We start from the raw sequence: 21,143 nt of genomic DNA on the forward strand, positions 1-21,143 counted from the left end.
ATCCATATCCCCCGAAGAAATCTGCTCGGGTGACACAAAGCGCAGACTGGAAAACCCGCTGCAGTCACCCTAAATGGTCAATATCCACTTATATGGTTAGTTATGAACATGGTTCAATCCGCTCAGGACACTGTTTTTTCACCTGCTCTCTGTCGTGCGGCCCGTGGGTATCTGGACTGGACGCAGGAGGAACTGGCGTTGCAGTCGCTTGTCTCCCGCAGCACCATCCGCGACTACGAAGGCCAGCGCCATGGTGCGCACCGATCGACCGAGGCGCAGCTCAAACTGGCCTTCGAGAAGGCAGGTCTGCGCTTCACCAACGACAATGGTTTTCCGGGCATCTTCTGCTCTTCTCCGCGGGAAGGCTAGTTGAGGCGGGCTCGAAACGTGCCCGCCTCGCGCTTTTATCACGCGGGCTGTTCCTGCAGCGGCTCCCGATTGCGGATCTTTCTGCGGTTTCGCCAGTCCCCGAGGAAGAGCAGGATCGGCGCGGCAATGAACACCGAAGACGACGCCGCGATAAAGATCCCGAAGACCATCGGCACGGCAAAGCTCTCGACCGCACTGCCACCCCAGACTGCCATAGGCAGCATGGCGAGGAAGGCTGTGGCGGAGGTGTAGAGGCTTCGGGCCAGCGTCTCGTTGATTGACAGATTGATCAGGTCTCGGAACGGCATTGCCTTGTAGAGACGCATGTTCTCACGCATTCGGTCATAGACCACCACCTTGTCGTTGACGGAGTAGCCGACCAACGTCAGCAATGCCGCGATCGCCGTCAGATTGAAGTCGAGCCCTGTGAGAGCGAAAAAGCCGATCGTCTTGGTCACGTCGAGGATCAGGGTCGCGATCGCACCAACGGCGAACGGCCAGTCGAAACGCACCCAGATGTAGACGAGCATCGCCAGCGACGCGAGGATGACCGACGTCAGTCCTGCCGCTGCCAATTCGCCGCTGACTTTGGGACCAACCACCTCGGTCCGCTCGATCCTGGCCGAGGTGTCGATCGCCTGGATCGCCTCGCGGACCTTTGTGACCGCATCCGTCTGGGCCTGCTCTCCCCCCGGCTGCCGCTCGAGGCGCAGCATGACGTGATTGCTGTCACCGAACTCCTGCAAGGCGACTTCACCGAGGTTCAATCCCTCGATTCCAGAGCGGAGATGGCCAAGATCGGCGGGCCCGTTCGTCAAGAGTTCGAGCTGGATGCCGCCCTTGAAATCGACGCCATAGTTGAGACCGGGCGTGATGAACAGGATGATCGACGAGATCGACAGGAATGCCGAAACACCGATACCGAACAGGCGCGCCTTCATGAAGTCGATCCTGGTGCCGTCCTTGATCAGCTTGAACGGCAACAGCGGCTTGATCGTGATCGTCTTGAGTTTCCAGCGGCGAGCGATGGCAACCATGGCGACACGGACGACCGAGACGGCGGTGAACATCGAGATTGCGATGCCGAGGCCCATGGTGACGGCAAAGCCGCGCACCGGACCCGAGCCGAACCAGAACAGGAGCACGGTTGCGATCAGGGCCGTGACATTGCTGTCGATGATCGTCGAATAGGCCTTGGCGAAGCCCTGGTCGATGGCCGCGAAGGCCCCTCGCCCCTTGGTCGCCTCCTCGCGGATGCGTTCGTTGATCAAGACGTTCGCGTCGACCGCAAGACCGATGCCGAGCACGATCCCGGCGATACCGGGCAAGGTGAGCGTCGCCCCCACGATAGTCAGCCCTGCAAAGGTGAGGATGACGTTCAGGGTCAGAGCGAGCACGGCCAGCAGGCCCCAGGCGCCGTAGAGCGCGACGATGAAGGCAACGACCAGGCCGAAACCGGCAAGACCCGATACGATGCCCATTTCGATCGCGTCGCCACCGAGGTCGGCGCCGACGGTGCGCTCCTCGATGACGGTGAGCTTGGCGGGGAGCGCACCGGCGCGCAAGAGTGCCGCGAGCGTATTGGCCTCATCGACCGAAAAGTCCCCGGAGATCTGTCCCGCTCCACCTGTGATCGGCTCACGGATGACCGGCGCGCTCAGGACCTTGTCGTCGAGCACGATGGCGAAGGGACGGCCGACATTGTCGCTCGTGATGCGGGCAAAGCGTTCCGCGCCGACGCCATCGAAGCGGAATGACACCACCGGCTGGCCGCCCTGCTGGTCGAATTGGACGCGCGCATCGGTAAGCCTGTCACCGGCCAGCAGCACCGTTGCCTGCACCGGATAGCTGCGACCTTCGTCATCCCTCAGCGTCTCGACGCCTGCAGCACCCGGCTCGCCGAGCAGATGAAAGCTCATCTTCGCGGTCGTGCCGAGAAGCGCCCGCAGCCGTGACGGATCCTGCTCTCCCGGAAGCTGGACGAGAACACGGTCGCCACCGACACGCTGGATGGTGGGTTCGGCCACGCCGACCTGATCGACACGCTGGCGGATGACTTCGAGGCTCTGGTCGACGGCATGGCCGAGGCGCGCCGTGATACCCTGTTCGGTTGGCGCCATGCGCACCGTGTCGCCGCCGCTTGTGGAGACGTCGAGCTCCGGCAGGCCGTTTCCGGTCACTGTGATGGCAGGGTTGTTGAGCACCGAAAGCGCCTGTCTTGCCGCAGCAAGCTGGGCGGGGTCGGCCAGCGCGGCAGCAAGGGCATCGCCGTCACGGCGGATGCCGCGCGTCTGGATCCGGGCTTCGAGCAAGGCGGTACGCGCTTCCTGGGTGAGGCTCTGAAGCCATTCATCGACCATGGCAGGACGATCCACCTCCAGAACGAGATGGGATCCGCCGCGCAGATCGAGACCGAGAGAGACGCGCTCGTGGGGCATGAAGGAAGGAAAGCGGGACAGGGTTGCGTCGGAGAGCACGTTTGGCAGAGCCACGAGCAAGCCGAGCACGATGACGAGCATATAGCCCATCACCTTGGCGATGGAGTTCTTCATTTGAAAATCCAGCATTATGCGGCCGCTGCTTGACGAGCAGTGGCGCAAACGGTTCGAGCCATCACGAAGATGGCGGCAAAACGGTCAGACGAGGGGCTGGATCGTTGGGGGTGCGCGCGACCGATAGGCCAGCGGCGAATGAAAGAGGGCGCGGTCGGAAAGGATCCGTTTGGCCCGGTCACCCTGTCGGCTTGTCGAGACGGCGTGGATCTCGGGCGCAACAAAGCCATCACCCGCCTCGCCCGGCCTCAGCTTCGGTCGCGAGGACCGTTCGGATGCGCTGATATAGCGGGTGTCACTGGCGGCGGCGGCAACCAGTTGTCCGGCATCCGAGCTGGTCAGGACGCTTGCGCTGGAAGATCCGTGGTGAAGACGACCAAAAGCATCGCCGCCTAACACCAGGAGCAGCGAGGCAAACAGACTTGCAATGACGGCTTTCAGGTGCGCGCGCTGCCGAAGCGGCGTGTGATGCCTCAAGTCTTGATCGTCCATGACCATCCTTCCGAGGACGGATGTGGCACATCCGAAAGCACTTTTCCAACCAGCAAGCTCGAGCCTCCTCTATTGTCGGACCGCTCGCCACCAGCCGGCGTTCGGGTCGATGGACCGCGCTTTTACGTGCATGTGATCGAAATGCAGGTCATCTGGCCTTTGCGAAAGTGGTGGCGAGCGATCGAGAAGGCGAGCCTTGTGCCGCGCAGATCCCTCTCCGCCCACGTTTTCAATAGCATCCGATCGCGATCTTTGATTGTACACAGCTCCGGACAACCGACTGTCACAATTTCGTTGCAGGTTCATATGTTTTCGTTTTGAATGCGGGACGCTTCAAACGAAGCGCGCTCACGCAGATCTGGGAGGATCTGACGTAGGGCAAGTCTTGGCCAGCCTGTCGCTTGGCCAAGTGGAACATCAGGGAGGCACCATGTCCACGAAACGTTTCGCTGCATCCGCGGCGACCCTCGCCCTTTCGCTTTCTTTCGGCTCTTCTGCCTTTGCTGCCACGGAACTGCAGTGGTGGCATGCCATGACCGGCGCCAATAACGAAGTTGTCGACCAACTGGCCAAGGAATTCAACGAGAGCCAGAGCGATTACAAGATCATGCCCGTCTTCAAGGGCACCTATCCGGAAACGCTGAATGCCGGCATCGCCGCATTCCGCTCCAAGCAGCCACCGGCTATCATTCAGGTCTTCGACGCTGGCTCGGGCGTCATGATGGGCGCTGAAGGCGCTGTCGTTCCGGTTGCTGAAGTGCTGCAGAAGGGTGGCTTCGAGTTCAACAAGTCCGACTATCTGGCCGGCATCGTTGCCTACTATTCGAAGCCTGACGGCACCATGCTGTCCTTCCCCTACAATTCGTCCTCGCCAGTTCTCTACTACAACAAGGATACCTTCACGAAGGCCGGCCTTGACGCAGAAAACCCGCCGAAGACCTGGCCGGAAGTCTTCGAAGCCGCACGCAAGATCAAGGACAGCGGCGCGGCTCCATGCGGCATGACGTCGACCTGGCTGACCTGGATCCAGACCGAGAACTTCGCCGCCTGGAACAACGTGTCCTACGGCACCAATGAAAACGGTCTTGCCGGCGGCACCGTCGAACTGAAGGTCAATTCTGATCTCTACGTCCAGCACTTCCAGTCGATCGCCGATCTGGCCAAGGATGGCGCGTTCCGCTACGGCGGCCGCACCTCGGAGGCCAAGCAGCTGTTCCTTTCCGGCGAATGCGCGATCATGACCGAGTCCTCCGGCGGCCTTGGCGACATCGTCAAGTCGGGCATGAACTACGGTATCGGCCAGCTTCCCTACTACGAAGGCAATGGCCCGCAGAACACCATTCCGGGCGGCGCCAGCCTCTGGGTCTTCGGCGGCAAGAGCGATGAAGAATACAAGGGCATCGCCCAGTTCTTCAACTTCCTGTCGCAGACGGAAATCCAGGCACGCCTGCACCAGGTTTCCGGCTATCTTCCGGTGACCAATGCGGCTTATGAAGCGACCAAGTCCTCGGGCTTCTACGAGAAGAACCCGGCGCGCGAAACGCCGATCCTGCAGATGACCGGCAAGGCTCCGACCGAAAACTCCAAGGGCGTGCGTCTGCCGAACCTGCCGCAGGTTCGCGACATCATGAACGAAGAGTTCGAAGCCATGCTGGCCGGCTCGCAGGATGCCAAGACGACGCTCGACAAGATCGTCGAGCGTGGCAATGCAGCCATCGCTTCCGTTTCCAGCAACTGATCTGACCGAATGACGACACTGCCCGCATCGCAAGGTGCGGGCAGTGCTTTTTCCATGGCCGGCTGAGGAGCATCGCCTTGCACACGGTTCACTTCCCGAACAAAATCCTGCCCTATCTGCTGTTGGCGCCCCAGATCATCCTGACGCTGGTCTTCTTCTTCTGGCCCGCAAGCCAGGCGATCTACCAGTCCATGCTGAGGGAAGATCCGTTCGGGCTCAAAAGCACCTTCGTGGGCTTCGCCAATTTCTCCAACATTCTGTCGGATCCGAATTACCTGCACGCGTTTCAGGTGACGATCGTGTTCAGCGCGCTGACGGCTCTCGTCTCGATGGCGGTCGCGCTGCTTCTGGCCACGGCGGCCGACAAGGTGGTCCGCGGCCAGACCTTTTACCGCACGCTGCTGATCTGGCCCTATGCCGTCGCCCCTGCCGTTGCAGGCATGCTGTGGCTCTTCATGTTCAACCCGGCCATGGGAACGCTTGCCTATCTCTTGCGCTCCACAGGCTTTGATTGGGATCCGCTTCTGAAGGGCGACCAGGCTATGGCGCTCATCGTCTTCGCCGCCGCCTGGAAGCAGATCAGCTACAACTTCCTCTTCTTCGTTGCAGGCCTTCAGGCGATCCCGAAATCGCTCATCGAAGCGGCCGCCATCGACGGGGCCCGCGGCAGCAGGCGGTTCTGGACCATCATCTTCCCGCTTCTGGCGCCGACGACCTTCTTCCTGCTGGTGGTCAACACCGTCTACGCCTTCTTCGATACCTTCGGCATCATCCATGCCGTCACCGGTGGTGGCCCGGCCAAGGCGACCGAAACGCTGGTTTACAAGGTTTATAATGACGGCTTCGTCAACCTGAACCTCGGCTCATCCGCAGCGCAGTCCGTCATCCTGATGATCATCGTGATCGGCCTGACTGCCTTCCAGTTCCGCTTCGTCGAGAAGCGGGTTCATTACGGCTGAGGACCGGACATGATTGAAAAACGCCCCATCGCCAATCTGATTGGCCACCTGATCCTCGTCATCGGCATCATCGTCGTTGCCTTTCCGATCTACTACACCTTCATCGCGTCCTCGATGAGCTCGCAGGATATCATCCGGCCGCCCATGTCGCTGTTGCCGGGCGACCATCTGGTCGAAAACTACACGGAAGCCATGTCCGGCGGCGTGGAGCGCGTCGTCGGCGTGAGCCTCGAACGGCTGTTGTTCAATTCCTTCGTCGTCGCGATCGCGATCGCCGTCGGCAAGATCATCATCTCGTTCCTCTCGGCCTTCGCGATCGTCTTCTTCCGCTTCCGTTTCCGGATGTTCTTCTTCTGGATGATCTTCATCACCCTGATGCTACCGGTCGAGGTGCGCATTCTGCCCACCTACAAGGTGATCGTGGATCTCGGGCTGATCGACACCTATGCTGGGCTCACACTCCCGCTGATGGCGTCAGCCACGGCAACCTTCCTGTTCAGACAGTTCTTCCTGACGATACCGGGCGAGCTGGTTGAAGCCGCGCGCATCGATAATGCCGGGCCGTTCCGCTTCATGAAGGACATCCTGCTGCCGCTGTCGACCACCAACATCGCAGCACTCTTCGTAATCCTCTTCATCTATGGTTGGACCCAGTATCTCTGGCCGCTTCTGGTCACGAACGATGCGAAGATGAATACCATCATCATCGGCCTTCGCCGCATGGTCGATTTCACCGACGCCTCCACGCCCTGGAATTACGTCATGGTTACGGCGATCCTCGCCATCATCCCTCCCATCATCGTTGTCGTTCTGATGCAGCGATGGTTCGTCAAAGGTCTTGTGGAGACAGAAAAGTAATGGCCCAGATTGTTTTGAACGATGTCCGCAAGATGTATGGCAATGTCGAAGCCATCAAAGGCGTGTCTCTGGAAATCGCCGATGGAGAACTGGTGGTTCTCGTCGGGCCATCCGGCTGCGGCAAGTCCACGCTGTTGCGCATGATTGCCGGCCTTGAGAGCATCTCAGGCGGCGAGATCGCGATCGGCGACCGGGTCGTCAACCAGCTGGAACCATCCGAGCGCGACATTGCCATGGTGTTCCAGAACTACGCGCTCTACCCGCACATGACCGTCCGCCAGAACCTGGCTTACGGTCTGAAGAACCGCAACACGCCGAAGGACGAGATTGACCGCCGCATCGAGCAGGCGGCCAAGGCACTCGAGATCGAGCAGTTCCTGGAGCGCAAGCCCCGCCAGCTTTCCGGCGGCCAGCGTCAGCGCGTTGCCATGGGTCGCGCCATCGTCCGCGAGCCGGCGGCCTATCTCTTCGACGAACCGCTGTCGAACCTTGATGCGAAGCTGCGCGTGCAGATGCGCGTCGAGATCAAGCGGCTGCAGCGGTCGCTCGCCACAACCAGCGTCTACGTGACCCACGACCAGATGGAAGCGATGACGCTCGCCGACAGGCTCGTTGTACTGAATGCCGGGCGTATCGAACAGGTCGGCACGCCGATCGAGCTTTACGAGCGCCCGGCGACGACCTTCGTGGCAACCTTCATCGGGTCACCCTCGATGAACCTGCTGCAGATGGCGAAGAAGACCGACAGCTGGTCGATGACGTCAGATGCGTCGGTCCCGTCGGGCACCGCCACCCTCGGCATTCGCCCGGAAGACCTCCACCTGATCACGGACGTGCCGGGGGACGAGATCTTCACGGCGAGCGTCAAGGTCGCGGCAGTCGAACTGGTCGGGGCCGAAAGCTACGTGCACGGTACGCTTACCGATGGCAGCGACATCGTCTTCCGTGTGGCGGGTCGCTCGCGGATCGAGATGGACGACATGGTGCAGATCGGCGCGAAGCCATCGGACCTGCACTACTTCGATGCAAACGGCGCGCGTCTCAACTGATACCATCGGTTCGATACATCAGCGGGGCCTTCCGGCCCCGCTTCGATGGCTGCCTGGCACGGTCCGAGACCTCAATCTGCCCGTTGGACACTCGACAGGTGGTTCAGGAGAAACCGGTGTGTGCCGGGATTGGCGACGATCAGCAAACCGGATTTCTCGAAGAACTCCGGTCCCCGGCCCCACCAGTCGGTCACCACCCCACCGGCTTCTTCCACCAGAAGAATCCCGGCTGCCGTATCGACGAAACCGGTCTGCTCGAAGTAGCCGGTAAAGCGACCGCAGGCGACATAGGCGCAACAATTGGCGGCACTGCCGAGAACGCGGACGGCGCCGATCGGTGCGCGGATCGCATCCAGCCGTGCATAGGCGCCGGCATGCATGGAGAGGTTGGGCGTGGGAAGGCCGGTTCCGACCACCATCTGGCTGACATCGGCGCTGTCGCGCATTTCGAGCCGCTTGCCGTTGAGGTAAGCACCCTGCCCTTTGACGGCCGTGAACATCTCGTCCGTCACCGGATTGTAGACGAGGCCGCAGATCGTCTCTCCGGCACGCCGCAATGCAATCGTGATCGTATAGTCGAGACCCCAGAGGAAATTGGTGGTTCCGTCGATCGGGTCAACGAGAAAGCGATAGGTGTCATCCACACCCTTGACCGGCGGAAACTCTTCTCCGCTGAGGCTCCAGTCGGGATAGCGCGTCAGCAGGTGATCGCGGATGAGGGTTTCGGACTGCTCGTCGGCAATACTGACGAAATCGCCCGGTCCCTTCACGCCGATTTCGAGTGTCTCCCTGCGATGAAAATGCTCAAGCGTCAGCGCGCCGGCGCGCCGTGCAGCCTCGACCATGTCGGTCAGGACGATTGCGGGATCGATGGACATCAAGCGGCTCCTTCGGCCAATGCAAACAGGAGACCTTCGGGGTCATCGGTGGTGATCTGGTCGACCCGCAGGTCGAGGAGACGGCGGATCTTTGCAAGCGTGGCCGCATTGATCGACCGGATCGTCCAGGCATCGACACGCCGGTTGTCGTCGTGCACGGCGCGGATGAGATCGACGCCGGCAGCATCGGCCGCCAGAATGAGTTCGTAGTCGAGATAGATCATCGCCGCTTCCGGTGCCGTCTTCAGTGCAGCCGCAATAAAGCGCGAGAAGTCCTCCCGGGATTGCAAGTCATCGAGTACGCCGACATAGGTCGGGTCGTATCCGGTTCTGAGCCCAGGCGTGGCGGCAGCCAGAGACGCGACGGCAGCGCTATCGCCACCCGAAAGGATCATCGCATGCGCCACCTTGGAAACGGCCGCCGCAAAACTGGCAATGACGGCCGGCGACAGGCGCGACAGGTCTTCCTTGTAGTCGAGCTGCAGAAGGGCATCGCGATGGGCAGGATTTGCAGCCAATAGGTCACAGAGATCCTCGAGCAACATGACCCGGTCAGCGATCGGCTCCCCGTCGTTTCCGCGCAGGAAAAGCCGGCGCAGCGTTTCGGCTGATGTCTCGCAGACCAGGCCGGATCCGGTGGTGCCGTGATCGAGTTCGAGATCGTGCAGGATCGCAAAACCCTTGTCGGCATGCACCACGAGATCCACCTCGACACTCGCGCCGATACGCATGGCGTCGAGAATGCGGGTCGGCGTGAATTCGGCGTCAGAGGCTTTTCTCCGCGCCCGGTGCCACTTGATAAGGGTCCTGTGACCCTGGTGGTCGAGGAATACGGGGTCAGGCTGCATCAGAGGACCGGTAGAGTTTGACGTTGTCGCGGAAGGCGGCAAAGGCGCGGGGACGCAGATCCACGGCGTGGCCGGAACGGAAGGGTTCGGGGCTGCGCACCATGGATTTGAGCCGCGTACCATCGGAGAGATGGAGATCGACCAGACCATGGGTTCCGAAATCGGTCACGCGGTGGACAACTGCCGCGCCATCTTCCGTGCTGACCAGATCGAGCGCTTCAGGCCTGACGGCCAGTGTGACCGGGCCATCCGAGACGGGCATGTCCACAGACAGGTCGGGATGCACGAAACGGCCGTTCTCGACCTTGCCTTCGACGAAGTTCATCGTGCCGATGAAGCCAGCGACAAAGGGCGTTTGCGGATCGCGGTAGATGATCTCAGGCCGATCGGCCTGCTCGGTCCTGCCATTTTGCATGACCACGATGCGGTCCGCCATCGAGAGGGCCTCGTCCTGCCCGTGGGTGACGAAGAGCGTAGTGATCTTCAGGCGAAGCTGGATGTCGCGCACCTCCTCGCGCAAGCGCTCCCGAAGATGCTGGTCGAGGCTTGCGAAGGGCTCGTCCAGAAGCAGGATCTTCGGCTCGAGGATAAGAGAGCGTGCGAGTGCGACGCGCTGCTGCTGGCCTCCCGAGAGCTCGTTGGTCATGCGTCGGTCGTAGCCCTTCAGGCCGACCAGCTCGAGCACGCCCTCGACCCTGTCACGGATTTCGGCAGCGGGCCGCTTGCGCAGCTTCAGCCCGAAGGCGAGGTTGTTGAAGACATTCATGTGCGACCAGAGCGCATGGCTCTGAAAGACCATGCCCGTCGGACGTTGCTCCGGCGGCAGACGCGTCACGTCCTGATCGTCGATCGCGATGGTACCCGCTGACGGCTGTTCGAAACCACCCACCATGCGCAGCAAGGTCGACTTGCCGGAGCCGGAAGGCCCGAGCAGGCAGACCAGCTCGCCATCCGCGACATCGAGCGAGACGCTGTCGACGGCGGTGGTTCCTGCCCCAAAGATCTTGGAGACCGCGCGTATGCTCAGTTTGGACATCTTGGCATTCCTGTAAGGCTGTTGTTCATCCCCCAAAGCCCTTGGCAAAGGCGTTGCCACCGATCACCCGGCGGGCGAACATCAGGGCGATGAAGGAGGGGACCCAGAGCATGACGGACAGGACCGCGCCGAACTGGATGACCATCTGGTTGTTGATGAAGCTGATCATCAGCACGGGCATGGTGCGGATGCCCGGCGCGCCGATCAGCCAGGCGCCTTCCGTCTCATAGAAGGTGCCGACGAATGTCAGGAGAAGGGCCGCCGCGATGGTGGGCGCGGCCTGGGGCAAGGTAATCGACCAGAAGACACGGAACGGGCCTGCACCCACGTCGCGGGCAGCCTCTTCCATGCGGCGATCGACGGCCTGGAATGCGGCAACCGGGATCCAGATCATGAACATCAGCGTGTTGACGAGCTGGATAAGCGCCACACCCCAGAAGGTGCCGATCAGGTCTAGCTGCAGAAAGATCGCGGCGATGGCGACGAGGAGACCGAACTTCGGGAAGGCATGGCCTGCAAGAAACGAGAAGAACAACAGGTCCCGGCCTGGAAACCGCATCCGCGCAAAGGCATAAGCTGCCGGCAGGCAGATGACCGCGGAGGCAAGCGTCACCACGGCCGAGAGCGTCAGGCTCAGCCACAGCGCGCTCCACACGTCCGAACGGTTGAGCGTCTGCTCCCAGAACCGCAGACCGAATTGTTGTGGCAGCACATTCGGATAGCGCCAGACCTCGGTGAATGCCCAGATGCCGACGACGAGCAGAGGCAGGACGACGACGATCGAAAGGACGAGCGCGAGCAGAATGCCGGTGCCATCGATCCGGCGCGGTGGGGCAATGGATTGATTCATTTACCTCATCTCCCCTGGTTGCGGGCGACGGAGCGCACATAGAACAGGCCAAAGACAATGCAGAAGCCGAAGGTGATGACAGCCTGCGTTATCGCTCCAACAGGATCATTCAGGTCCCGGAACGTGCGCTGCATGAAGGGACCCATCATCTCGGGCGACGCTGGGCCGAGCAGATAGGGCAGCGTAAAGGCGGAGAAGATGCCGAGTACGGCGAAGGAGAGTGCCACCAGGATGGAGTTGGTGATCTGCGGCAGAATGATGTGCCGGAGAACCCGAAGCCTGCTTGCACCGACATCCCGCGCCGCCTCGATCGCCATGTTGCTCACCGAGCCGAGACCCGAGAGCAGGATCAGCACCGTCAGCGGAATATTGTCCCAAACCAGTCCGATCACCGGCCCCCAGGGCGTGAGATAGGGCGTTCTCAATTTCGGCAGGCCGGCGAAGTTCAAGAGCAGGTCGACCATGCCATTCGGCCCGAGCACGCGGATCAGGGCATAGGCGAGAATGATCGATGGAACGAACATCGGCAGGATGGCAAGCGCCTGCACATAGGAGGCGATACCGCCCTTGGCAAAGCGCAGGTAAAGCGCGATCGGAAGCGACACGACCAGGAGCAGCAGTGCACAGACCGCTGTGGTCCAGAGCGTCAGGCTGAGATTGTTGAGACTGTAGGCATCGGAAAAGAAGAAGATGTAGCTCGACAGGTCGAAACCTGCCTCACCATCGGGCGACGTCCGCCACACCGTGCGCAGGACGGCACTGATGATTGGCCAGATGACCAGCCATCCGACAAGCGAAACCGGTAGGGCGACGAGCAGGAGGCCAATAAGCCCCCTGCCCGACATGGTTCTGGATATGGCAGACGCACTCACGCCTGAACTCACGACTTCCGGTCGATGGTCGGTGCCACATTGCGGTACCAGCCGTCATTGACGGCGACTTCCCAGGCGCCCGACGGGAAGGTCGGAATGCTGTTCGGGATGATAGCGGCAAACTTCTCGCGCAGATCGGCGGAGACATGTTCCCAGCTGACGCCAGGGAAGCCGCCGAGCTCGGAGAGGATGGCACCCTGGATCTCTTCGGTCAGGACGAAGTCGGCCAGCTTCAGGGCTGCATCGCGGTTCTTGCCATTGCTCAGCACCACGGCGCGCGAGAAGTTGCCGCAAAGAGCCAGATCCTGAAGCTGCACGATGCCGGTCGTTTCCGGCAGGACGCCCTGGGCGATCGCCTGGAGAACCTGGTCGGACCAGACCGGGGTCATGGTCACCACGCCTTGGGCGAGCAACTGAATCGACTGGGTGTTGCCGGAGGAGTAAGCGCCGTTGTCGTAGAGCGACGGGGCGATGTCCTTGAGCAGTTCCCAGGCCTTGCCGAGGGCCTCATTGCCGAAGGCTTCGGTGTAGTTGTCCACCGTGAATGCCTTGGGGTCGAGGCCGTTTGCCTGATGGATGGCACGACGGACGAAGTTTCCGCCCGAACCACCCTTGTCTGGGCGGTTGTAGACGAACTGGCCGGGGTTTGCCTTGATCCAGGCGACGAGCGCATCCCACGTCTTCGGCGCATCGGCCGCCGACAGCTTGGTGGTGTCATAGGCGAGAAGCACCTGGCTGCCGCGATAGGGAAGCGAGAAGTCGCTATCGATCGCGAGCGGGTTGACCTTCGCATAGTTCGACAGGCCAGCTTCCTTCATGTTGACGTAGAGGCCGGCTTCGATGGCGCCCTTTGGCAGACGCGGATCGGTATGCTCGAAGTAATCGGCCTGCGGGTCGGTGTTCGTCTGCATTGCCGCGATGGCGCGCTCGGCGATGGACTGGATGCCTGCATTGTCACCGGCATCGACGAGATTGAGCTTCACGCCCGCATGCGCCGCTTCGAAAGCCGGCTTGACAGTGTTGGTCCAGAAATCGAGCACATTGGCATCCGAGCCGGTATACCAGTCGATCTGGCCTTCGGCTGCAAAGGACAGCTTCGGCAGGATCATCATTCCGGCAACGGTGCCGGCCGTGGAAATCAGGAATGCGCGACGCTTCATCGTCTTCTCCCTTGGCTGCCGCGCCACTCGGCGTCGGCTTACAATCAAACCCCGAGACACCGCGACATTGACCCAGACGGGCCTGCAGCCTGCATCTCTCGAAATGCTTCGCCCGGGCACGCCTGCAGAGGGACCACCGCCTCGGCCCCTCTGCAGGTCTGCACCATGCGCTTGCACATGCGTGCAACGCGCTTGAACGGGCATTTCCGTCCTACAGGGATTAGACGAAGGTTTGATGACACCAGCGCAATGCACACGCGTGCATTAGGTCGTCCCAGGTTGGGGACGAACGGAGCGGCGCCAGACGGCAACCGGCTCGAAGACCGCTCCGTCCCCCTGCGGAGCCCCTGTCAGGTCTTGCACTTCCGTCAGGAGACTGACGACATGCGCCGCTATCCGATCGAGTGGCTGCTCGAAGGTTGTCAGGCGATAGGCTTCCCAGGAAGCCTGTTCGATATTGTCGAAGCCGATGACGCAGAGATCTTCCGGGATCCTCAGGCCGAATTCGAGGCGTGCCCCATCTATGAAGCCGATCGCCAGCAGATCGGTGACCGAGAACACACCGTCCGGAGGTTCCGACCGGGCATAGACGCGTTTGGCGGCCTCGAAACCGGCGCGATAGCTGGTAGCGTCCGCCTCGAAGACGGTCACCCTGATCGCTTCATCGGCTGCCGCTTCGAGGAAGCGCTCTTCTCTCTCCACCAGGCTCGGGGTTCGAGCAGCAGAGGTCAAGATCCCGAGGCGCTGGCACCCGGCCCGTTTCAGGAGGAAAAGCGCCTCTCTTGCGGCCGTCGCATTGTCCAGCCCGACATTGTCGCAGCCTTCCAGACCGTCGTCGCGGTTGATCAGGATAACCTGCTGGCCGTTGGCAAGCGCCGTTTTCACCAGTCCCGTCGACGGCGTTCCCGACAGGACCACCGTCGCATCAGCGCGGTAGTGCAAGGTGAGCTTCAAGGCGTGATTGACGCTTGCCTCGTCACTCTCGGTATTGAGAACCACGGTGATCTTGCCGGCCGCCTGAAGCTTGCGGGTCAAGCGGTCGACCATCGCCGCCCTGACGGGCGTGGTCAGATCCGAGACGATCAGACACACGATATTGCTGCGCTCGCGCAGCTGGCGGGCCAAGTGATTGACGTGATAGCCAAGCGCCTCGGCCGCTTCGACGACCTTTCGACGCGTTTCCTCAGACACGCTCGCGCCTTCGGTAAAGGTGCGTGACACGGCCGAACGGGACACGCCGGCACGCTCGGCCACCATTCTGGCGCTGACAAAAAGCGGCGAGCCATTCTTACGCATGCAGCAAAACCAATAGAGAGTTAGGGGCTCGTTCCGACAAGCCCAGTTGCGGGCCTGACTGAACGGGACAGAGGGCGCATTACGCGTCTAGTGTGACACAAATTCGTGAGAAGGGTGAAGCAGACGGTTGAGGCACCGGGCCGAAATTGGTTGCAATTCGTACCGATTAGGGGTTTTCGCCATGGTGGACGAGGCCGATTTCTGAAGAACGGACAGCTAAGCCTCAGCCTTCATTTCGCCCGCTTCTTAAGAACTTGGTAAGAATTCATTCCTGTCGGAGGTCTCCATGGCGCTTGGCGCATCGCATCGTTTGCAGGATGGCGTCCTTGCCGTCGAAACCATGACCCGCTTTGCGCTCGCCGTTCTGGCCCTTGCGTCCGGTGTCTACACCTATCTGGGGGTTCGCAGCCTTCTCGATGGCTCACCGACCGCGGTCTTCTTTGCCGCCATCATCTATTCGGCCTCGGTCTCGGTCGCGATTTATGCCTTCTGGTCCTACATGGCGCGCTTCCACCCCCATGTAACCGGCGCTGCGGCGCGCGGCGCCATGATCGGCGTGATGGCACTCGGCTGCGCGATGATCATTGCCATGTCGAGCTGGCTGAATGCGGCGGCGCTTGCAGGCTCTGCGGCGCTCGAACAGCATCTCGCAGAGACGGTGCAGGACTACACGGCGGATCTCGATCAGGCGCATCAGAATGCGCTCGCCGCCCAAAGCCTGTTGCCAGACATCCAGCGGACATCGGAGCGCTTTTCGCGGCTCGCCGAAGATGAACGGCAGAATGGCGCGCTCACCGGCACCACGGGTGCGGGCAGCGTCGTTCAGCTTCTGACGCAGATGTCTTCGCAGCTGAGCGAACTCGAGGCCGGCATTGTCGCATCGCGCGAGCGGGTCACGACGCTCTTTGACCAGGGACGCGCTCATCTGGCGACCATGCGCACGCTGGTTTCGGCGCCCGGGGCAATCGCTCCCCGCAGCGATGAATTCTCTGCCGAGGTAGTCGCCCTTTCCGGCGTCATCACATCGCTGGAACAGACCTCGATTGCCCCCTCCGTCAAGCGGGCCGCCGATGACCTTTCACTCGGCTTCATCGCGCCTGTTGCCGATGGCCGGGCAGCCGATCTCGCGGAGCGTCAGGATCAGGTCATGCAGACGATCCGGACCTCGGTGTCCGCCCAGTCTCAAGTGCTGTCTGAGGCTGCCGACGAAATTCTCGCGCGCGAGCCGGTCGCGGAGCGGCGCTTCGTACCACTGTCCTCGGCAGAGGCCGTTCTGCGTTACGCCGCAGATTTTATTCCGGCCTGGGCGGGGGCGATTTCGATCGATCTTCTTCCCGCCGTCTTGGTCTTCATCCTGACCGTGGTGCACGGAGCGATCCGGCGACAGGAGGAGCGTATGCCCTTCGCACAGCGCATCACCGCAGCCGAATTGCTTGAGGCGCTCGAGGTGCAACGTGCGCTCAATCGACAGGGGATCGATGTCGAGCAGGCGCTCCAGTCCGCCGAGGCGGAGGACGAGCGTGGGCGGATCGATTCCAACATCACCAGCCTCGACATGTCCGCCAAGGCGCCACGCAAGGGACCACCGGCGTGAAACCAGCTTCGCTCGCCCTGCGCCTGAAAACAGCCATTGTACATGCCGATGACGGTTTGCTGATGCGCAGCGCCTTCTTCGGGCTGCTGGCGGCTGCAGGCGCCTTCCTGTTCACGGACCTCAGGGAGATGAGCCTCGCGCATGCTACGCTTCCCGGCCATGATCCGATGACCACGGATGCCCCCGTGCTTCCGCCGGCGCTGACGGACGGCACTCCCCAGTTGCCCCCGGTGGAGCCCGGCAGTTCTCCGGAAACCCTGCGCCAACCGATGCGGTTCGAACTGCTGACCGGTGGCTTGCTCAAAGCGGAAGGTTCGATCGATCTTGGTGCTGCAGAACGATTTGCCGAGGAGATCGCTGCTCGCGGCGAATATGTTCAGGCGGTATCGCTGAATTCGCCGGGAGGCTCCGTCAATGATGCCCTGGCCATGTCGAAGCTGATCCGGGAGAAAGGCATCAACACCAAGGTGGCGAGCAAGGCGCTCTGCGCCTCTTCCTGTCCTCTGGTCTTTGCCGGCGGCGTGGCGCGCGAGGCAGAAGAGGATGCCATTCTCGGCGTCCACCAGGTCTTCAATGCCGGGCAAGACCGCCCCTCGCCCGAGCAGGCGATGTCCGGTGCGCAGAGCACCACGGCACGCATTGCCCGGCACCTTGAGGAAATGGGCATCGGCAACGGGCTCTGGATCAACGCGCTCGAAACGCCTCCGGACCGACTTTACTACCTGACGCCCGAGGAGATGGTGGAGTTCAAACTGGTCACGGCCCCGGTGGCTACCGCGAAGCAGGCAGACTGATCTGCGTCGGCGGGGCCCGGTTCCCAGACAGGTGTGTGACGGCACGCCTCTCTGCAATACGCGTCAGGCATAATCCCGGAGCATGGACGAGAGCGGCATCCGGACGCGCAGCTTCATGCTGAGAAGCGCAAGCCCAGTGATCTTGCGTTGCAGGAACATTTTGTCCGGAGCCGGCAACGCCCAGAGCGCGCGATCGGCAAAAATCGGCACCGCGCGCTCGCGGATCTCCACGAGTGGGCCACGGTCGCTGAAATCAACCAGCCCCTCCGGCGCCTTCAGGACATGATCCAGAACGATCATGATCATCTGGTCCAGTGTCGGCCCGTAGCGGTCCATCTGTGCGCGGGACAGGTAGCGCATCTCCATCAGCGCATGGCGCACCGCCGTCACGCTATCACCGAGGGTCGCCTGCAGGAGGAGATGGTAGTCTCTGGCGCTTTGCGGGGAGACCGGTCGTACCGCGCCGAAATCGAGCAGGGCCACCCGTCCGTCCCGAGGCCTCCAGAGATAGTTGGCGAAGTTCGGATCCGTCTGCATGTGACCGAAGACGAAAAGCTCGCGCAGTGCCAGCTCGGAGATCGCCTGCATGGCCGCATCCCTTTGCGCCTGGGGTGCATGGGCCAGGGTTTCGAGCGGAGCCCCCTCGATGAAATCCATCGCCAGGACCGTCGGCCGCAGGAGTTCCTCCACCGGGGCCGGCACCACGAAGCGGTCGTCATCGGCGAGCAGGCGGCCGAAGCGACGCATTTCCTCCGCCTCGCGCAGATAGTCGGCCTCTTCCCGCAACTGCCGCTTGGCTTCGGCCAGATGTGGCGCAATGTCGAGACCTGCGGGAAGAAGGCCCGACAGGCGCAGGAAGGTCGCGACATTGTCGATGTCGGAATCGATGCTCTGGAGCACACCCGGATATTGAACCTTGACGGCAACGGGACGGCCTGAGGACAGAACGCCCCGATGCACCTGTCCAATCGATGCGGCCGCGATCGGTGTCGTCTCGAACTGGATGAAATGGCGTCGCCAGTCCGGACCCCAGGCGCTGGACAATGAGGCTGCAAGCTGGCTCGGCGGCATGAAATGCGCTGAGGACCGGAGCTGCGCAAAGATCGACTGGAGTTCGGGCGGCAGGAATTCGCCCGGTTCCAACGAGATCATCTGGCCGAGCTTCATGGCCGCGCCGCGCATGCGCGACAGCTGATCCGCCGCCTTCAGTGCGTTCGACGGCGTCAGCAGCAGGTCTCTCAGATGCGGACGCTCACCTTTCGCCAGGCGGCTCAAGCCCTCGGCGACCATGCCCGAGGCGACGCCACCGGCAATCTGGCCAAGTGCTGCGAGCCGGCTGAGACGCCCCTGAGGGACGGGCCTGTATCGATCACGATCACTCATGACTATCCTTCCGAGCATTGGAGCGCATGTCAGCGGTGCCCCGCCTGCAGAAGGGCTGGAATCTTCTCCTTCAGCCCGAAGAAGCCCTTCCGGCAATGTGGCCAGGCCATCCGATCCCACTCGCGGAGATATTCCGTGAAGGCGATGCCGAGCCTGTCGAACTCGCCTCGCACAGGGGCAATGGAAGACGCGACGGGGCCAACGGGCAGGAAAGCGGTTGCGACCTGTGTGCAGCCTGACGATTTTGCTGCGGCAGGAAGCTCACCAGGGGCGAGAGCCCCGCAGACTTCCGCATCCGGCCACACCTGTGCGGTACGTGCAAGAGCATCGGCGAGAGCAGTCTCGTCCCACGAGTTGCGACCTTCAAGATAAGAGATGGACTTCACCGGCAGCGCACGTATCGCGCCAACCTGCTCGACAGACAGATCCTCTGTGGTCAGCAGCAACAGGGTGGCTGCGGATGGATCCGGCGAAGAGGTCAGCCGAATGGATGCAGGTGAAGGGGTCCGTACACTGTCTGCGGGAATGCGGGCCGTACGTGCCAGGCCGGCGGGCGCAAAGCGGCCATCGGTCATCGAGCGGATGCGTTCGGCATCGGCGAGATAGGCCTTGCCGGCCGTGTGCAGCCCCGCCACCCAACGCCAGGACAGGGTGTTCGATGCCGGATCCGCGTCGATCAGACGGTCGAACATCGAGGCGGCGCCGAGTTCCCAGGGCAGGCCGAGCGTGAAGATCCAGATCGAGGCAAACTGCATGCGCGCCCAGTTGTGCAGATAGCCCGTTTCATTCAGTTCCTTGGTCCAGGCGTCGAAACAGTCGATGCCGGTCGATCCAGCGATCGCCGAGGCATGGCGTTTGCGCAGTCCCGACACTGCATCCACCTGCTCCAGCGCCCGTTCGACGGCTGCGCCATAATCCTCCCAAACGGTCGGGCGCTGCTCGAGCCAGCCCTTCCAGTAGGTGCGCCAGAACACTTCACTGACGAATTTTTCGGCCGCCGCCAGTCCGTGCCGGGTCAGCACCGCGTCGACAACCTCCTGCTCGGAGATCAGCCGTCTGCGCAGCGCGGCAGACAATCGCGATACATGCACATGCTCTCCCTGCCCCTGTTCCTTGTTGCGCAAGCGTGCATAGGCAGCACCCGCATGCGGCAGAAAATCGTCCAGGCGTTGAAGGGCGTCGCTGCGGGTCAGCGGGAAGTCGAAGTCTGCCATCGTTACTCCAGATGCGTTCAATCCGGCTGGCACTGACTGATGCCTGCCGAACAACACTACGGCTCCGCGTCGAAGGCGGACCTGCGCTCCTTCGTCACGATCTGAGCCCTGGCGCAGAACAGCCACGCCCACAGGCACAGTTCAAAAATATGATTTATTAAGTCATCTTTATTGACCCAGCGCCTGCATCCGGCCAATAGTGCGCCGCGCCATGACGCATGTGCAGGTCACCGAAACCGGGTGAGAGGCCAGTGGTTTGACATATCTCCATTCGATGCAGTCCGAAATTGAGGGCATTCGCGCCCTCATGCCGCCCAGATGGCGTTCCCTCGACGGCGTCGTCGGTGTCCACTGGGAAGCGGAAGGCCATGCAGGGGCAAACGGCTATTATCTCTCGCCGGATCCACGGATCGTCTTCTTCTTCAACGATGTCAGCAGCCAGATCCGGGTGGCGGACCGGGCGGAAGAACTGGACCGGGGCGAGCGGGGCATGGCACGCGCCATCTATGTGCCGGCCGGCATGCCGATGTGGACGAAGTTCAGCAGCCGCCATCGCTTTTCCCACCTCGACCTGCATCTGCACCAGGAACGGCTGATGCGGTATCTCACGCCGGCTGTCGGCTCATCGGCGGCGCGGGCCATCATCAGGCAGCCGGTTGAACTGCAGGATCCCGGTCCCCTGGCCAGCCTTGCGACGCTTGTGGTGGACGAGCTGTCGACGGATGGCAGGCATCCAGCCTTTGCAGAGAACCTGGTGGGCAGCATCATCACCGGACTTCTCGACCTGCGGGTAAGCGAAGGTCGAAGCGCTGCGCATGCCGGGCATCTCACCAAGGCGCAACTGAACCGGCTTTCCGGCTATTTCGCCAATTGCGGCGGGCGTCGGTTGAGCGTGCGAGAAATGGCCGATGTCGTTGGCCTGTCGGAGAGCTGGTTCGCCACGGTGTTTCGTCAGACTACCGACATGACGCCGCTCCAATGGCAATTGTCACGCCGGATCGACATGGCGCGGCAGATGCTTTCGGAAACGGAGATGAGCATCGCTGGCATCAGTGCGCAGCTCGGCTTTTCCGACCAGGCGCATCTGACCAAGGTGTTCCGCAGCATCACCGGGGAGACCCCGGCCGTCTGGCGACGCAAACAACAGCATTCGATCTAGATGGCCGAGGGCTCGTCGCACTCTGCGCGGCGAGCCCTCGCT

At 61.9% G+C, this 21,143-nt stretch carries 19 protein-coding genes; 8 read left to right on the forward strand and 11 right to left on the reverse strand.

Annotation, left to right across the window (positions count from 1 at the left end; all coding sequences use genetic code 11):
- The first annotated feature begins 108 nt into the window (after window positions 1–108).
- Complete coding sequence (locus SJY08_RS14685; RefSeq protein ID WP_054150919.1) at window positions 109–369, forward strand: helix-turn-helix transcriptional regulator; 261 nt, start codon at window positions 109–111, stop codon at window positions 367–369.
- Window positions 370–407: 38 nt separating this feature from the next.
- On the opposite strand, the gene secD is transcribed toward SJY08_RS14685, so the two are convergent.
- A complete protein-coding gene (secD, locus tag SJY08_RS14690; protein ID WP_377276561.1) occupies window positions 408–2,921 on the reverse strand; it encodes a protein translocase subunit SecD in 2,514 nt (837 codons plus the stop codon).
- An 84-nt stretch (window positions 2,922–3,005) separates the two neighbouring features.
- Window positions 3,006–3,413 carry a hypothetical protein gene (locus SJY08_RS14695; RefSeq protein WP_377276563.1) on the reverse strand — a complete coding sequence of 136 codons (408 nt, stop codon included), beginning with the start codon at window positions 3,411–3,413 and terminating at the stop codon, window positions 3,006–3,008.
- A 430-nt stretch (window positions 3,414–3,843) separates the two neighbouring features.
- On the opposite strand from SJY08_RS14695, the gene ugpB reads away from it, so the two are divergent.
- The 4 genes from ugpB to SJY08_RS14715 all read left to right on the forward strand — a co-directional run bounded on the left by ugpB (window position 3,844) and on the right by SJY08_RS14715 (window position 8,017).
- Complete coding sequence (gene ugpB, locus SJY08_RS14700) at window positions 3,844–5,151, forward strand: sn-glycerol-3-phosphate ABC transporter substrate-binding protein UgpB (RefSeq protein ID WP_054150921.1); 1,308 nt, start codon at window positions 3,844–3,846, stop codon at window positions 5,149–5,151.
- 77 nt (window positions 5,152–5,228) lie between these two features.
- On the forward strand, window positions 5,229–6,110 hold the full coding sequence (gene ugpA / locus SJY08_RS14705) for a sn-glycerol-3-phosphate ABC transporter permease UgpA (RefSeq protein ID WP_006726481.1): 882 nt from the start codon (window positions 5,229–5,231) through the stop codon (window positions 6,108–6,110).
- A 9-nt stretch (window positions 6,111–6,119) separates the two neighbouring features.
- Entirely contained in the window at window positions 6,120–6,968 is an 849-nt protein-coding gene (ugpE, locus tag SJY08_RS14710) for a sn-glycerol-3-phosphate ABC transporter permease UgpE (RefSeq protein WP_153761468.1), read from the forward strand.
- Complete coding sequence (locus SJY08_RS14715) at window positions 6,968–8,017, forward strand: sn-glycerol-3-phosphate import ATP-binding protein UgpC (RefSeq protein WP_054150757.1); 1,050 nt, start codon at window positions 6,968–6,970, stop codon at window positions 8,015–8,017. The genes ugpE and SJY08_RS14715 overlap by 1 nt, the downstream gene beginning before the upstream one ends.
- A gap of 71 nt (window positions 8,018–8,088) precedes the next feature.
- Here the strand turns inward: SJY08_RS14715 and SJY08_RS14720 are convergent, their stop codons facing one another.
- The 7 genes from SJY08_RS14720 to SJY08_RS14750 all read right to left on the reverse strand — a co-directional run bounded on the left by SJY08_RS14720 (window position 8,089) and on the right by SJY08_RS14750 (window position 14,957).
- Window positions 8,089–8,895 carry an inositol monophosphatase family protein gene (locus tag SJY08_RS14720; RefSeq protein WP_377276566.1) on the reverse strand — a complete coding sequence of 269 codons (807 nt, stop codon included), beginning with the start codon at window positions 8,893–8,895 and terminating at the stop codon, window positions 8,089–8,091.
- Complete coding sequence (locus tag SJY08_RS14725) at window positions 8,895–9,743, reverse strand: glycerophosphodiester phosphodiesterase (RefSeq protein WP_377276568.1); 849 nt, start codon at window positions 9,741–9,743, stop codon at window positions 8,895–8,897. Before SJY08_RS14725 ends, SJY08_RS14720 begins: the two co-directional genes overlap by 1 nt.
- The gene (locus SJY08_RS14730; RefSeq protein WP_300890286.1) at window positions 9,733–10,779 is read right to left on the reverse strand and encodes an ABC transporter ATP-binding protein; all 1,047 of its coding nucleotides are present in this window, start codon (window positions 10,777–10,779) and stop codon (window positions 9,733–9,735) included. Before SJY08_RS14730 ends, SJY08_RS14725 begins: the two co-directional genes overlap by 11 nt.
- A 25-nt stretch (window positions 10,780–10,804) precedes the next feature.
- The gene (locus tag SJY08_RS14735; protein ID WP_377276571.1) at window positions 10,805–11,629 is read right to left on the reverse strand and encodes an ABC transporter permease; all 825 of its coding nucleotides are present in this window, start codon (window positions 11,627–11,629) and stop codon (window positions 10,805–10,807) included.
- A gap of 5 nt (window positions 11,630–11,634) precedes the next feature.
- Window positions 11,635–12,474, reverse strand: coding sequence for an ABC transporter permease (locus SJY08_RS14740; RefSeq protein ID WP_069042204.1), 840 nt, complete (start codon window positions 12,472–12,474; stop codon window positions 11,635–11,637).
- A gap of 35 nt (window positions 12,475–12,509) precedes the next feature.
- A complete protein-coding gene (locus SJY08_RS14745; protein WP_300890284.1) occupies window positions 12,510–13,661 on the reverse strand; it encodes an extracellular solute-binding protein in 1,152 nt (383 codons plus the stop codon).
- A gap of 264 nt (window positions 13,662–13,925) precedes the next feature.
- The gene (locus SJY08_RS14750) at window positions 13,926–14,957 is read right to left on the reverse strand and encodes a substrate-binding domain-containing protein (RefSeq protein ID WP_377276573.1); all 1,032 of its coding nucleotides are present in this window, start codon (window positions 14,955–14,957) and stop codon (window positions 13,926–13,928) included.
- A 286-nt stretch (window positions 14,958–15,243) separates the two neighbouring features.
- On the opposite strand from SJY08_RS14750, the gene SJY08_RS14755 reads away from it, so the two are divergent.
- Both SJY08_RS14755 and SJY08_RS14760 read left to right on the forward strand, forming a co-directional pair.
- Window positions 15,244–16,551 (forward strand): hypothetical protein, encoded by a 1,308-nt coding sequence (locus tag SJY08_RS14755; RefSeq protein WP_377276575.1) that lies wholly within the window; start codon window positions 15,244–15,246, stop codon window positions 16,549–16,551.
- A 62-nt stretch (window positions 16,552–16,613) separates the two neighbouring features.
- Window positions 16,614–17,345, forward strand: coding sequence for a hypothetical protein (locus SJY08_RS14760; RefSeq protein WP_377278619.1), 732 nt, complete (start codon window positions 16,614–16,616; stop codon window positions 17,343–17,345).
- 63 nt (window positions 17,346–17,408) lie between these two features.
- Here the strand turns inward: SJY08_RS14760 and SJY08_RS14765 are convergent, their stop codons facing one another.
- Both SJY08_RS14765 and SJY08_RS14770 read right to left on the reverse strand, forming a co-directional pair.
- Window positions 17,409–18,728 (reverse strand): ABC1 kinase family protein, encoded by a 1,320-nt coding sequence (locus SJY08_RS14765; protein WP_377276577.1) that lies wholly within the window; start codon window positions 18,726–18,728, stop codon window positions 17,409–17,411.
- A 29-nt stretch (window positions 18,729–18,757) separates the two neighbouring features.
- Window positions 18,758–19,942: an FAD-binding domain-containing protein gene (locus SJY08_RS14770; RefSeq protein WP_377276579.1), complete on the reverse strand. Its 1,185-nt coding sequence runs from the start codon at window positions 19,940–19,942 to the stop codon at window positions 18,758–18,760.
- A gap of 256 nt (window positions 19,943–20,198) precedes the next feature.
- On the opposite strand from SJY08_RS14770, the gene SJY08_RS14775 reads away from it, so the two are divergent.
- Entirely contained in the window at window positions 20,199–21,101 is a 903-nt protein-coding gene (locus tag SJY08_RS14775; RefSeq protein ID WP_153761461.1) for an AraC family transcriptional regulator, read from the forward strand.
- The last annotated feature ends 42 nt before the right edge of the window (window positions 21,102–21,143 follow it).

The organism is Rhizobium sp. R86522 (assembly GCF_042466255.1).
Lineage (GTDB): Bacteria > Pseudomonadota > Alphaproteobacteria > Rhizobiales > Rhizobiaceae > Allorhizobium.

Bases quoted from the DNA above. Each gene is read 5' to 3' on its own strand.
- SJY08_RS14685 (WP_054150919.1), top strand. From the start codon at position 109: ATGGTTCAATCCGCTCAGGACACTGTTTTTTCACCTGCTCTCTGTCGT.
- secD (WP_377276561.1), bottom strand. From the start codon at position 2,921: ATGAAGAACTCCATCGCCAAGGTGATGGGCTATATGCTCGTCATCGTG.
- SJY08_RS14695 (WP_377276563.1), bottom strand. From the start codon at position 3,413: ATGGACGATCAAGACTTGAGGCATCACACGCCGCTTCGGCAGCGCGCG.
- ugpB (WP_054150921.1), top strand. From the start codon at position 3,844: ATGTCCACGAAACGTTTCGCTGCATCCGCGGCGACCCTCGCCCTTTCG.
- ugpE (WP_153761468.1), top strand. From the start codon at position 6,120: ATGATTGAAAAACGCCCCATCGCCAATCTGATTGGCCACCTGATCCTC.
- SJY08_RS14715 (WP_054150757.1), top strand. From the start codon at position 6,968: ATGGCCCAGATTGTTTTGAACGATGTCCGCAAGATGTATGGCAATGTC.
- SJY08_RS14720 (WP_377276566.1), bottom strand. From the start codon at position 8,895: ATGTCCATCGATCCCGCAATCGTCCTGACCGACATGGTCGAGGCTGCA.
- SJY08_RS14725 (WP_377276568.1), bottom strand. From the start codon at position 9,743: ATGCAGCCTGACCCCGTATTCCTCGACCACCAGGGTCACAGGACCCTT.
- SJY08_RS14730 (WP_300890286.1), bottom strand. From the start codon at position 10,779: ATGTCCAAACTGAGCATACGCGCGGTCTCCAAGATCTTTGGGGCAGGA.
- SJY08_RS14735 (WP_377276571.1), bottom strand. From the start codon at position 11,629: ATGAATCAATCCATTGCCCCACCGCGCCGGATCGATGGCACCGGCATT.
- SJY08_RS14740 (WP_069042204.1), bottom strand. From the start codon at position 12,474: ATGTCGGGCAGGGGGCTTATTGGCCTCCTGCTCGTCGCCCTACCGGTT.
- SJY08_RS14745 (WP_300890284.1), bottom strand. From the start codon at position 13,661: ATGAAGCGTCGCGCATTCCTGATTTCCACGGCCGGCACCGTTGCCGGA.
- SJY08_RS14750 (WP_377276573.1), bottom strand. From the start codon at position 14,957: ATGCGTAAGAATGGCTCGCCGCTTTTTGTCAGCGCCAGAATGGTGGCC.
- SJY08_RS14755 (WP_377276575.1), top strand. From the start codon at position 15,244: ATGGCGCTTGGCGCATCGCATCGTTTGCAGGATGGCGTCCTTGCCGTC.
- SJY08_RS14760 (WP_377278619.1), top strand. From the start codon at position 16,614: ATGCGCAGCGCCTTCTTCGGGCTGCTGGCGGCTGCAGGCGCCTTCCTG.
- SJY08_RS14765 (WP_377276577.1), bottom strand. From the start codon at position 18,728: ATGAGTGATCGTGATCGATACAGGCCCGTCCCTCAGGGGCGTCTCAGC.
- SJY08_RS14770 (WP_377276579.1), bottom strand. From the start codon at position 19,942: ATGGCAGACTTCGACTTCCCGCTGACCCGCAGCGACGCCCTTCAACGC.